Below are 12,112 nucleotides of genomic sequence, written 5' to 3' on the forward strand. Positions count from 1 at the left end.
GGGAAACCGCTATTATGCCAGCGCTGTCTAGCGTCGCGCGCCGCGCAAAGCCGTGACGATTTCCTGCAAGCGCTGCGGCGTCGCCTCTTCCGGCGCGAGCGGTTCGCCGACTGCGAGCGTCAGACGCGTCATCGCTCCGCGATGCATCGGGCGCGGCCACTGTGCGTCTTCGTGACGCGAAAACACGCTGCCCCAGAGTCCGCGCAATGCCATCGGCACGACGGGCGCGGGATGACGCTTCAGAATTTGCGTGATGCCGTGTTTGAACGGATTCATCTCGCCATCGCGCGTGAGCTTGCCTTCCGGAAAGATGCAGACCAGATCGCCCTCTTCCAGCGCCTTCGCGCATTCTGCGTAAGCGCGTTCGAGCATCTGCGCATCTTCATGTGCGGGCGCAATCGGAATCGCCTTCACGCGGCGGAACAATCGGCCGAGCGCCGGCGTGCGGAAAATCCGATGATCCATCACGAAGCGAATCGGACGTGGGCTTTCGGCCATGATGACGACGGCATCGACGAAACTGACGTGATTGCAGACCAGCACCGCTGCGCCATGCGCCGGAATGCGCTGCGCATCGAGCAGACGGATGCGGTAGAACGTGTGCACCAGAATCCACGCGACGAAGCGCAGCAGAAACTCCGGCACCAGCGAATAGATATACACGGCGACGACCACGTTGAGCAGCGCTGTGGTGAGAAACAGACCCGGAATGCCGATGCCCATCGAGGTGAGCGCAAGCGCCATCAGCGACGAAACGATCATGAAGAACGAGTTCAGGATATTGTTTGCCGCGATAATGCGCGCGCGATGCGTCGGCTGACTGCGCGCCTGAATCAGCGCGTAGAGCGGCACGCTGTAGAAGCCGCCGAACATGGCGAGCAAAAACAGATCGATCAGAATGCGCCAGTGCGGCCACGCGAGCAAAAACTCCGACACGCTCAACAAGTGATCCGCAGGCGCAATCCGATGGCTCGCGAAAAACAGATCGATCGCAAACACGCTGATGCCGATCGAGCCAAGCGGCACCAATCCAATCTCCACGCGCTTCTTCGACAGCGTCTCGCACAACATCGACCCCGTGCCGATGCCGATGGAAAACGTCGCTAGCAAAATGGTTACGACATCGGGATTCGCGCTCAGCACGTCCTTCGCGAAATTGAAAAACGAAGTGAGAAAAGTCGCGCCGACGAACCACAGCCACGAAATCCCGAGCAAGCTCAGAAACACAGTCCGGTCCTGCTTCGCGAGCTTCAGATTGCGCCACGTCTCGGAAACCGGATTCCAGTTGATCCGCAAATCCTTCTGCGATGCCTCCGACTTCGGAATAAAGCTCGACGCAACGCGCCCGATCAGCGCAAACGCGAGACACGCGGCCGCGAGCAGCATCGCGCCGTACGCCGAAGCACCCGCCGCCGCCCCGCCGATGATCGTGCCGATCAGAATCGCCACGAACGTGCCCATTTCCACGAGTCCGTTACCGCCGACCAGTTCATGCGAATTCAGATGCTGCGGCAGATACGCGTACTTCACCGGTCCGAAGACGGTCGAATGCACGCCCATCAGGAACGTGCAGAGATAAAGCAAAGGCGCGCTATGCAGCATGAATCCCGCCCCGCCGATCAACATCACGACAATCTCGAAAGTCTTCACGAAGCGCGCGAGCACGGCTTTATCGTACTTGTCGGCGATCTGTCCGGACGTCGCGGAAAACAGTACGAACGGCACGATGAAAATCGCGGAGATCAGAAACGCCGCAGTTTTCGGATCGACACCGGAAAAGCGCGCGGCCTGAAACGTCACCAGCGACGTAAAGCCGACTTTGAACACGTTGTCGTTCATTGCGCCGAGAAACTGCGTCCAGAAGAACGGCGCGAAACGTCGTTCGCTCAGGAGTCTGAATTGCCCTTCGCTTTCGGCCTGCGCGCGACGGGTGGCGCGCGTCGATTGGTCACTCATGTTTTATCGTTTTGGTAGTGGCAGAGTTGCCGCGAACGCGTTGGCTCACACGGCAAAACGGATGGTACGCGAGCCATGTGCAACCCAGTCTGACACGAGACATTTTTTGTCGGACCAGAAGCGAAAAACGCTCCGTCGAGGAGCGTTTTTCGATACTTCGTTGAAGCCGCGATCAGATTTAGCGCGAGATTCAGCGCGCTTCCTGCTGCTGCTCCTCTTCCGGCCAGTCGCGGATATACGCCTTCAGCATGCGATTCTCGAAACCCTGTTCTTCGACCACCGCCTTCGCCACGTCGTAGAACGAAATCACGCCCATCAACTGGCGCTTTTCCAGCACCGGCAGATAGCGCACATGATGCTCGAGCATCATGCGGCGGATTTCGTTGACGTCGGTTTCCGGCGTGCACGTGACCGGGTGGTCGTCCATGATCTTGCGGATGGTCGTGGTGCCGACCGTGCCGCCGTTGTCACGCAGCGTGACGATGATCTCGCGAAAGGTCAGCATGCCGACCAGATCGCCATACTCCATCACGACGAGCGAACCGATGTCATGGGCGGCCATGGCATCGACAGCGTCGGCGAGCGGGGTATCGGGCGTGACGGTGAATAACGCGTTGCCCTTCACTTTCAGAATGTCGCTGACTCGCATGGCTGTCTCCTCGCGAAATGCCTGTTCCGATGCCGAAACGGTTAGAAATGTTATTTCGATGCTATCGGAAAGGCCCGCAAAAAGAAAGCGCGCTCACCGGCCCGACGCCCGCTCAGGCCGAACGGATAAAGCTTTCCCGGATAGTCCTCCAGTGCAATCCCGATGTTACGATGATTCACCGAACTCCGCCGGAAGCCCCAGCATGCCCGCCAATCGTTTCGATACGCTCGCGCTGCACGCGGGCGCCGCGCCCGATCCCGTCACCGGTGCGCGCGCCACGCCGATTTATCAGACCACATCGTTCACCTTCCGCGATACCGATCACGCCGCCGCGCTGTTCAACATGGAGCGCTCCGGGCACGTGTATTCGCGCATTTCGAATCCGACCGTCGCGGTGTTCGAAGAACGCGTCGCGGCGCTCGAAGGCGGCGCGGGCGCGATCGGCACCGCGAGCGGCCAGGCCGCGCTGCATCTGGCGATCGCCACGCTGATGGGCGCGGGATCGCATATCGTCGCATCGACTGCGCTGTATGGCGGCTCGCACAATCTGCTGCATTACACGCTGAAGCGCTTCGGTATCGAGACGACTTTCGTGCCGCCGCACGATCTCGATGCCTGGCGCGCGGCGGCGCGGCCGAATACGCGCCTCTTCTTCGGCGAAACGCTCGGCAATCCGGGACTCGATGTGCTGGATATCGCGGGCGTCGCGGAAATCGCGCACGAGCATGGTGCGCCGTTGTTGGTCGATTCGACCTTCACCACGCCTTATCTGCTGCGGCCGTTCGAACATGGCGCGGACCTCGTCTATCACTCCGCGACCAAATTTCTGGGCGGCCACGGCACGACCATCGGCGGCGTATTGGTCGATGGCGGCACGTTCGACTTCGCTGTGAGCGGCCGTTTCCCCGAATTCACCGAGCCTTACGATGGCTTCCACGGCATGGTCTTCGCGGAAGAAAGCACCGTCGCGCCCTTCCTGCTGCGCGCGCGACGCGAAGGACTCCGCGATTTCGGCGCGTGTCTGCATCCGCAGGCGGCGTGGCAGTTGCTTCAGGGCATCGAAACCTTGCCGTTGCGCATGGATCGGCATGTGGCGAATACGCGGCGCGTGATCGATTTTCTGCTGAGTCCGCCCGCCGTCGATGGCGTGGCTTATCCCGAACTGCCGACGCATCGCGATCACGCGCTGGCGCAACGTCTGCTGCCACGCGGCGCAGGCGCGGTGTTCAGCTTCGATGTGCGCGGTGGCATGCCGGCGGCGCGTCGCTTTATCGAATCGCTGTCGCTGTTTTCGCATCTCGCCAATGTCGGCGATGCGCGTTCGCTCGTGATCCATCCCGCTTCGACGACGCATTTCCGCATGGATGCCGCCGCGCTCGAAGCGGCGGGTATCGGTCCGGGACGCATCCGGCTGTCGATCGGACTCGAAGATCCGGACGATCTGATCGACGATCTGAAACGCGGTCTGAAAGCGGCGCAAAAGGCCACGGAAAGCGGTGCGACGCTCGGGAGCCGCGCATGATCCTCGGACTCGATAAGCACGTGTATGCCTACACCGGCGGCAAACCCTTCGATGCCGCGAAGCCGACCATCGTCTTCATCCACGGCGCGCAGCACGATCACAGCGTCTGGGCCTTGCAGACGCGCTACTTCGCGCATCACGGATTCGGCGTGCTCGCGCTCGATCTTCCCGCGCACGGCCGCAGCGATGGCCCGGCGCGCGCGAGCATCGGTGAATTGGCGGATTGGGTGATCGGCGTGCTCGATCAGGCGAGCGTCGGGAAAGCGATCTTCGTCGGCCACAGCATGGGCTCCTTGATCGCGCTCGATACCGCCGCGCGTTATGCCGACCGCGCGATGGGCCTCGCGCTGATCTGCACCGCCGCGCCCATGAACGTCTCCGACACCCTGCTCGATGCCGCGCGCGAACACGAGCCGCAAGCCATCGACATGGTGAATCAGTGGTCGCATTCGACGCTTGCCGCCAAGCCCTCCGCGCCCGCGCCGGGATTCTGGCTGCAAGGCATGAATCAGCGCCTGATGGAACGCGTGAGCGCGCTCGGTGAAGCCCAACTCTTTCACACCGATTTCAGCGCCTGCAACGCTTACGCCGACGCACTCACGCGCGCCGCCGACGTTCGTTGCCCTGTCCAGGTCATTGCAGGAAAGCGCGACGTCATGACACCGCCCCGCGCCGCCCGCGCTTTGATCGATGCCTTCAAATCCGTGAAAACGACCGAACTGGACGGCGGCCACGCGCTGATGTCCGAACAACCCGACGCCGTTCTCGACACCTTATTTGCCTTCGCGCTCGACGCTTGCACGCGCGCCCGCGCCGCCGCAGAATGAGTCACGAGCGTATGAAAGAAAGTCGGAGGCAGTCATGGGCCACACCAGCCACGAACATAAGCACGAACATGAGGAACACTTCGCGAACTTCGCAGAGTTCTATCCGTTCTATCTGAACGAGCATCGCAACGACACGTCGCGCAGGCTGCATTTCGTCGGTTCGCTCGGCGTGATCGGCTGTCTGGCAATGGCGCTCGCCACCGGCGACTGGCTCTGGCTGCCCGCCGCCGTCGTATGCGGCTACGGCTTTGCGTGGATCGGCCATTTCTTCTTCGAGAAGAACCGGCCCGCCACGTTCCGCCATCCGCTCTACAGCCTGATGGGTGACTGGGTGATGTTCAAGGACATCTGCATCGGCAGGATTTCGCTTTGATTTCGCTTTAAGTCGATGCAGGTAGCGATGTCAGCGGCGCATCGCGCAAGCGCGCATCCGTCAGGGCGGCCGCACGCGCCGCAATCAGCGATGTCAGCGTGACGTCGAGCGTGTCGCTATCGAGCGCGCTCATCAGCGCATTGCGATCGATCTGCGCGGCATCGAGCCGCAACTGATAATCCAACTCTTCACGATCGATCACGAACTGATCGAACAGCATGGTCAGCGTGATTTGATTCGGATTGGCGATCATCACATAACGCGGCATGCGCGTATCTTCCAATCGGCCGATCCAGCCGAGCGCGTCCAGCCGGGCAATCAGACGCGTGGACGTATCGAGATCGCAGCGCGCGAGCTTCGATAGCTCCATCGCCGTATAACCCGGCTTGCCCGCCTCGCGCGAGTCAACCAGCCGCGCGAGAATTTCCAGCGCATCCAGCAAATCGCTGCCCGGAAACGCCCGCCGATGAAACTGCCCTATGCGAATCGCGGGCAGCGCCGACGTGACCATCGCACCGACCAGCGCGATCAGCCAGCAGAGATAGACCCAGAGCAGGAACACGGGCATCGCGGCGAACGCGCCGTACACAGCGGTGTAAGTCGGAATGCGTCGGATATACAGGCCGAAACCACGCTTGCACAACTCGAACGCGATCGCCGCGATCAGACCGCCGACCACCGCATCGCGCCATTCGACCTTGCAGTTTGGCATGTACACGTAAATGATCGTGAAGCCGAACACGGTGATCGGCAAAGAGACGCCGGTGAGCAGCCATTCGGCGATTGGCGGCAGCAAATTATGCGAACCCGCGAACGCCACCGAATGCGCGAACACATACGACGAGATCGACAGACTGCAACCGAACAGCGCGGGCCCGAGCGTGATGATCGCCCAGTAGACCAGCACGCGCTGCGCGAGCGGCCGCGCCTTTTTCACGCGCCAGATCACGTTGAACGCGGATTCGACGGTCATCATCGTCATGACGGCGGTGACGAACAGGATGATCATGCCGACCGTGGTCAGCCCTTTCGCTTTCGATGCGAACTGGTTCAGATACTTGAAAATCTGATCGTTGATCTGCGGCGGCATCAGATGCACCGCCAGAAAATCCTGCAACGACGATTGAAACGAACCGAAGATCGGAAACGCGGTAAACAGCGCGAACGCAACGGTCGCCAGCGGCACCAGCGACAAGACGCTCGTGAACGTCAGACTGCCCGCCACCTGCGCGACGCGATCCTCGCCGAAACGCTGACCGACGAAACCGGCCAGACGACGAATCCTGGCCAAGTCGATGGAAAGTTGCTGCAAAGGCCTTCTCCGAATCGTGGCGCGCGGCCACGAATTTGAACCCAATCCCTATAATAGCCGTTCACCAAATCGAGCCTTATGAACGACATCCTCGTGCTTTACTACAGCCGCCACGGCGCGACGCGCGAGCTTGCGCTCGCCATCGCGCAGGGCGTGGACAGCGTGCCCGGCATGCAGGCGCGCGTGCGCACGGTGCCGCCGGTTTCCACCGTTTGCGAAGCCACCCAGCCCGACATTCCCGCCGACGGCCCGCCTTACTGCGAACTGCGCGATCTCGAAGAATGCGCCGGTCTCGCACTCGGTTCGCCGACGCGCTTCGGCAATATGGCGGCATCGCTCAAATACTTTCTCGACGGCACCATGCCGCAGTGGTTGTCGGGTGCGCTGTCGGGCAAACCGGCCTGCGTTTTCACGTCAACCGGCAGCCTGCACGGCGGCCAGGAAAGCACCCTGCTTTCGATGATGCTGCCGCTTCTGCATCACGGCATGATGATCGTCGGCATTCCGTACACCGAATCGCGCCTGACCACGACTTCAACCGGCGGTACGCCCTACGGCGCATCGCATCACGCGCGCCACGGCGATGAATCTTCGCGCTCCGGCATCAGCGCCGATGAAAAAGCGCTCGCCGTCGCGCTGGGCGCACGGCTTGCGCGTACTGCGCTCGACCTCGTGCGCGGTGCGCAAGCGGCATGACGCGCATCTACGCACGCGTCGCACTTGCAAGCCTGATCGCGCTGATAGCGCTGTCGCTCCTGTGGGAGCTGTGGCTCGCGCCCGTGCGCCCCGGCGCGTGGGCGCTGGCGCTCAAAGCCGTGCCGCTCGCGTTCGCGCTGCCGGGCGTCGCGAAGAAAAGCGTGTACACCTTGCAATGGGCGTCGATGCTCGTGCTGCTTTACCTCGCGGAAGGCATCGTGCGCGGCATGTCCGATATCGGTCTGTCCGCGCGTCTCGCCTGGCTCGAAGCGCTGCTGTCGCTCGTGTTCTTCGTGTGCGCGCTCGCTTTCGTCGCGCCTTTCAAACGCGCCGCCCGCATGAACGCACGTGCGAAAAAAAGCTGAGCCTGGCGCGATTCTCACGTCTTTCCATCCGCGACGTGATGCTTTGTAGCACGATTCAATGCCCAACGCGCGGCCTATGCCATTCGGCCGAGATTCGCGCGCCGCCACTCTGCGCGATACTGTTGACAACGCCTCAGCCTCACACATCCTATGACTGCCCAAGCCCGATTCATCGCCGCTTGTACCGAAGCCATCGGCGCATCGCACGTTCTGACCGATGTGCACGACACCGCGCCGTTTCTCACCGACTGGCGCAAGCGCTATCGCGGCGAAGCGTGCGGCGTGCTCCTTCCTGCCGATACGAACGAAGTCGCCGCGCTCGTCAAACTCGCGCGTGAATATCGCGTGGCGATCGTGCCGCAGGGTGGCAACACGGGCCTCGTCGGAGGCGGCACGCCGGATTCGAGCGGTGCGCAAGTCGTCATCAGCCTGAAGCGGCTGAACCGCATTCGCGGTATCGATACACATAACAACACCATCACCGTGGAAGCCGGCGTCGTGCTCGCTGACATCCAATCGCGCGCCGAAAGCGAACAGCGCCTGTTTCCGCTCAGTCTCGCGGCGGAAGGCAGTTGCACGATCGGCGGGAATCTGTCCACCAACGCGGGCGGCACCGGCGTGCTTCGATACGGCAACACGCGCGAGTTATGCCTCGGTCTCGAAGTCGTCACGCCGCAAGGCGAAATCTGGGACGGCCTGCGCGGTCTGCGCAAGGACAACACGGGCTACGACTTGCGCGATCTGTACATCGGCGCGGAAGGCACGCTTGGCATCATTACCGCGGCCGTGATGAAGCTGCATCCCGCGCCGGTTGCAAAAGTCACGGCGCTCGCGGGCCTCGCTTCATCGCACGCGGCGCTCGATTTTCTGTCGATGGCGCAGCATCACGCAGGCGCGCTGTTGACCGGCTTCGAACTGATGTCCGACTTTTCGATGCGCCTCGTCGGTCGTCATTATCCGCAGTTACGCTATCCGTTCGGCGAGCCGCACGCGCAGACCGTGCTGCTCGAATTATTCGATGCGGAAAGCGAGGAACACGCGCGCGCTCTGTTCGAACGGCTGATGGAACAGGCGCTGGAACGTGGCATCGTGGAAAACGCGGTGGTCGCGGAAAGCCTCGCGCAATCGCAGGCGTTCTGGGATTTGCGCGAGCATATTCCGCTCGCGCAGGCGGAGGAAGGGCTCAACATCAAGCACGACATCGCGGTGCCGATTTCTAGCATCGGACGTTTTATCGAAGAGACGGACGTGTTGGTCGCGAAGGCCGCGCCCGGCGCGCGCATGGTGACGTTCGGCCATCTCGGCGACGGCAATCTGCACTACAACGTGCAAGCGCCCGAAGGCGTCGATCCGAAGCAGTTTCTGGACGAATTCCAGCATCCGGTCAATGCCGCGGTGTATGACCAGGTGCACAAGCATCGCGGCAGCATCAGCGCGGAGCATGGCATCGGCCAACTGAAGGTGGATGAAGCCGCGCACTATAAATCGCCCGTCGAAATCCGGTTGATGCAGACCATCAAGGCCGCGCTCGATCCCGACAATCTGATGAATCCGGGCAAGGTGGTGCGCTGGAAGGAGAACGCGCAATGAAGATTCGCGTGCTGTCGGACCTGCATCTGGAACACGACGAACCGCTGGCGATTCCCTACGCTGAAGCCGATCTCATCGTGCTCGCGGGCGACATTCACAATCACGCCGAAGGCCCGCGCTGGGCCGCCGAGAATTTCGATTCCGACGTGCCCGTGGTCTACGTGCCCGGCAATCACGAGTACTACGACGCGGAATTCGGCGCGATGGAAATGGCCATGCACGACGCCTCGCGCAGTGTCGATAACGTGCACTTTCTGAACAATACGACGCTGGTGGATCGCTACGGCAAGTGGCGCGTGCTTGGCACGACGCTATGGACGGACTTCGCCCTATTCGGCGCATCCGATGCCGAACTCGCCGCCGCTCAAGCCGCGTGCGAAAAAGTCATGCTCGACTACAAAGGGTTGATCCAGCTTGCGTGGCCGGAACCGGAAGGCGAACCCCACGCCTTCACGCCCGACGATTCCCTCGCGCTCCATCATCAGGCGCGCGCGTGGCTGGAAAGCGAACTGGCGAAGCCGTTCGCCGGTCAGACCATCGTGGTCACGCATCACGCGCCGTTGCGCGAGAGCCTTGCGCCACGATACGCGAACGATGTCGTCTCAGCCGGATTCGTGAACCATTTACCGTCGCTCGCGCGCGAACCCGTCGCGTTATGGATTCACGGCCACACGCATACATCGTTCGATTACGTGGCGAACGGCGCGCGGATCGTCTGCAATCCGCGCGGTTACTTCGACAAGCGCAGCAATCAGTGGGAAAACCCGGCGTTCGCGTGGGATAAAGTCGTGGAGATCTGAGGCCGGGAATTGATCGTTATCGTTATCGACATCGGGGGGACAACCCATGTGCGGTCGTATCAGCCAGTACCGAATGCCGAAGCATTACGTGCAGCGCCTGCATCTGAAGAATCCATTCGTTCTCGTCGATGAAGCCGACAGGCGGCCCGGCTATAACCTGTCGCCAGGCACGCATCCGCTGGCGGTGTATCCGGATGAAACCGTCCGCGCGGTGCACTGGGGTTATTGCCCGCCGTGGGCGTTGCAGAAGAAGTTGCCGCAGACCATCAATGCGCGCGTGGAGACGGCATCGACCAGTGCGTATTTTCGGAATCTGTGGAAGAAAGCGCGCATCCTGATTCCCGCCGATGGCTGGTTCGAATGGCGCATCGAGCCGCGCGCGGACGATGCCGCATCCATGCCATCCAAACCCTTCAAGCAGCCGTATTACATCCAACGCGCAGACGGCGAGCCGATGTTCCTCGCCGCACTCACCAGCATCCTGCGCGAGACCGACGCGGCGGAACCCGGCGCGGGATTCGTTATCGTGACTTCCGCCGCAGACGAAGGCCTGGTCGATGTCCACGACCGCCGCCCGCTCGTCTTCTCGCCGACGACCGCACTACGCTGGCTCGATCCCGACGCGTCACCCGAAGACCTCGACAAGCTCGTCAAATCCGATGGCGTGCCGGCATCGCAATTCGTGTGGCATCGCGTCTCGACGGATGTGAATCGCGCGACCAATGATGAGCCGCGCCTGATCGAGCCAATCGAAGCGTAATTAACGGCGACGCGGACGGTCGTCGTCGATACGGATGGGCACGAGACGCGTCTTGGCGTCGCGGTCATTGCGTTCGCGCATCGCGTTGAACAGATCGCGCGAAGCGGGCACGGCGATCAGAACCATCAGCGCGGCAAGTGCGAGTAAAAGAGGCGTGGCCATGTGTCTTTCCCGGTAAAGATGCAGTGAACATGTGCAGACAGTAACAAGCTACGGACAAACCGGGAGTAAGCAAGTGTTGCGCCGCACTTTTTTTCGTAACAGAGGTGCCGGAGCGTGCGGCGCGCCACATCGGAGCGCTCATTTGACTACTCAGGCGACGGCCACGAATTCCTTCAAAGACTCGGTATCGGCGGCGAGCGTATCGGGCAAGGCTTCGCGTAAGAATTCCACCCACGTGCGGATTTTCGCGTCGAGATACTGGCGCGACGGATACAGCGCGTAGACGCTCAATTCCTGCATGGTGTATTGCGGCAGCACGCGCACCAGCGTGCCCGCGCGCAAAGCCGGCAACGCCGACGACATCGGCAATACGCCGATACCCATGCCCGCGCCGATCGCCGCGACCATCGCATCCGCCACATTCACCGTAAACGATGCCGCGCCGAGACTCACGGTCTCCTCCTGCCCGTTCGGACCGTCGAACACCCAGCGGTCGGGCGAAAGCGTCGGCGTAATCAGTTGCAGGCAGTTGTGGCGCACGAGATCGCTCAGCACATGCGGCGCGCCATGCTTATCGATATAAGCCGGCGACGCACACACGATGCTGAACATGGTCCCGAGCCGCGCCGACACGAGGCCCGAATCCGGCAAATCCTGCGCAAGCACGATCGCCACGTCGTAGCCTTCGTCGAGCAAATCCGGTACGCGCTGAGCCAGCGTCAGATCGACCTGCACCGACGAATGACGCTGCTGATAGCGCGAGATCATCGGCACGACGTAGTGCTGGCCGAAGCTGGTCATGGAATGCACCTTGAGCTTGCCGGACGGACGCGCGTGGGCATCGCTGGCTTCGGCTTCGGCCTGATCGACATAGGCCAGAATCTGCTCGCAACGTTGCAGATATCGCTCGCCCGCCTCCGTCAGCGCGATCCGCCGCGTCGTGCGATTGAGCAGCCGCGTGCGCAAATGCGCTTCCAGATCGGACACCGCGCGCGAAGCGTAGGCGGTCGTCGTATTGAGATGCTGCGCGGCGGCTGTGAAGCTGCCGGCTTCCACCACGCGGACGAACACGCGCATGTTTTGAAGCGTATCCATAGCGC

General features: G+C 61.8%; 13 protein-coding genes. 8 read left to right on the top strand and 5 right to left on the bottom strand.

The features are described 5' to 3' along the window. Positions 1-27: 27 nt before the first annotated feature. Positions 28-1,956 carry an MFS transporter gene (locus tag P7F28_RS05575; RefSeq protein WP_277183484.1) on the bottom strand — a complete coding sequence of 643 codons (1,929 nt, stop codon included), beginning with the start codon at positions 1,954-1,956 and terminating at the stop codon, positions 28-30. A 190-nt stretch (positions 1,957-2,146) separates the two neighbouring features. After that, positions 2,147-2,605: a CBS domain-containing protein gene (locus P7F28_RS05580; protein WP_277183485.1), complete on the bottom strand. Its 459-nt coding sequence runs from the start codon at positions 2,603-2,605 to the stop codon at positions 2,147-2,149. Positions 2,606-2,807: 202 nt separating this feature from the next. On the opposite strand from P7F28_RS05580, the gene P7F28_RS05585 reads away from it, so the two are divergent. The 3 genes from P7F28_RS05585 to P7F28_RS05595 are packed head-to-tail and all read left to right on the top strand — an operon-like array spanning position 2,808 to position 5,327. Continuing rightward, positions 2,808-4,127: an O-acetylhomoserine aminocarboxypropyltransferase gene (locus tag P7F28_RS05585; protein ID WP_277183486.1), complete on the top strand. Its 1,320-nt coding sequence runs from the start codon at positions 2,808-2,810 to the stop codon at positions 4,125-4,127. Next, a complete protein-coding gene (locus P7F28_RS05590) occupies positions 4,124-4,954 on the top strand; it encodes an alpha/beta fold hydrolase (RefSeq protein WP_277183487.1) in 831 nt (276 codons plus the stop codon). Before P7F28_RS05585 ends, P7F28_RS05590 begins: the two co-directional genes overlap by 4 nt. A gap of 34 nt (positions 4,955-4,988) precedes the next feature. Next, positions 4,989-5,327, top strand: coding sequence for an Mpo1-like protein (locus P7F28_RS05595; protein ID WP_277183488.1), 339 nt, complete (start codon positions 4,989-4,991; stop codon positions 5,325-5,327). A 7-nt stretch (positions 5,328-5,334) separates the two neighbouring features. On the opposite strand, the gene P7F28_RS05600 is transcribed toward P7F28_RS05595, so the two are convergent. Then, positions 5,335-6,639 carry a YihY family inner membrane protein gene (locus P7F28_RS05600; protein WP_277183489.1) on the bottom strand — a complete coding sequence of 435 codons (1,305 nt, stop codon included), beginning with the start codon at positions 6,637-6,639 and terminating at the stop codon, positions 5,335-5,337. Between the two features lie 78 nt (positions 6,640-6,717). Here P7F28_RS05600 and wrbA point away from each other — a divergent pair, with 78 nt between their 5' ends. From wrbA to P7F28_RS05625, 5 genes are all read left to right on the top strand, one after another. Continuing rightward, entirely contained in the window at positions 6,718-7,335 is a 618-nt protein-coding gene (gene wrbA, locus P7F28_RS05605) for an NAD(P)H:quinone oxidoreductase (protein ID WP_277183490.1), read from the top strand. Continuing rightward, positions 7,332-7,700 carry a DUF2069 domain-containing protein gene (locus P7F28_RS05610; protein WP_277183491.1) on the top strand — a complete coding sequence of 123 codons (369 nt, stop codon included), beginning with the start codon at positions 7,332-7,334 and terminating at the stop codon, positions 7,698-7,700. The genes wrbA and P7F28_RS05610 overlap by 4 nt, the downstream gene beginning before the upstream one ends. A gap of 150 nt (positions 7,701-7,850) precedes the next feature. Beyond that, positions 7,851-9,290, top strand: coding sequence for an FAD-binding oxidoreductase (locus tag P7F28_RS05615; protein ID WP_277183492.1), 1,440 nt, complete (start codon positions 7,851-7,853; stop codon positions 9,288-9,290). Next, the gene (locus tag P7F28_RS05620; protein WP_277183493.1) at positions 9,287-10,090 is read left to right on the top strand and encodes a metallophosphoesterase; all 804 of its coding nucleotides are present in this window, start codon (positions 9,287-9,289) and stop codon (positions 10,088-10,090) included. Before P7F28_RS05615 ends, P7F28_RS05620 begins: the two co-directional genes overlap by 4 nt. 46 nt (positions 10,091-10,136) lie before the next feature. Beyond that, positions 10,137-10,850 (top strand): SOS response-associated peptidase, encoded by a 714-nt coding sequence (locus P7F28_RS05625; RefSeq protein ID WP_277183494.1) that lies wholly within the window; start codon positions 10,137-10,139, stop codon positions 10,848-10,850. Here the strand turns inward: P7F28_RS05625 and P7F28_RS05630 are convergent, their stop codons facing one another. Both P7F28_RS05630 and P7F28_RS05635 read right to left on the bottom strand, forming a co-directional pair. Continuing rightward, positions 10,851-11,012, bottom strand: coding sequence for a hypothetical protein (locus P7F28_RS05630; RefSeq protein ID WP_277183495.1), 162 nt, complete (start codon positions 11,010-11,012; stop codon positions 10,851-10,853). It lies immediately after the preceding gene. Between the two features lie 150 nt (positions 11,013-11,162). Next, positions 11,163-12,107 carry a LysR family transcriptional regulator gene (locus P7F28_RS05635; protein ID WP_277183496.1) on the bottom strand — a complete coding sequence of 315 codons (945 nt, stop codon included), beginning with the start codon at positions 12,105-12,107 and terminating at the stop codon, positions 11,163-11,165. Positions 12,108-12,112 lie beyond the last annotated feature (5 nt).

This window comes from Caballeronia sp. BR00000012568055 (assembly GCF_029439455.1).
In the GTDB taxonomy this organism is placed as follows: Bacteria; Pseudomonadota; Gammaproteobacteria; order Burkholderiales; family Burkholderiaceae; genus Caballeronia.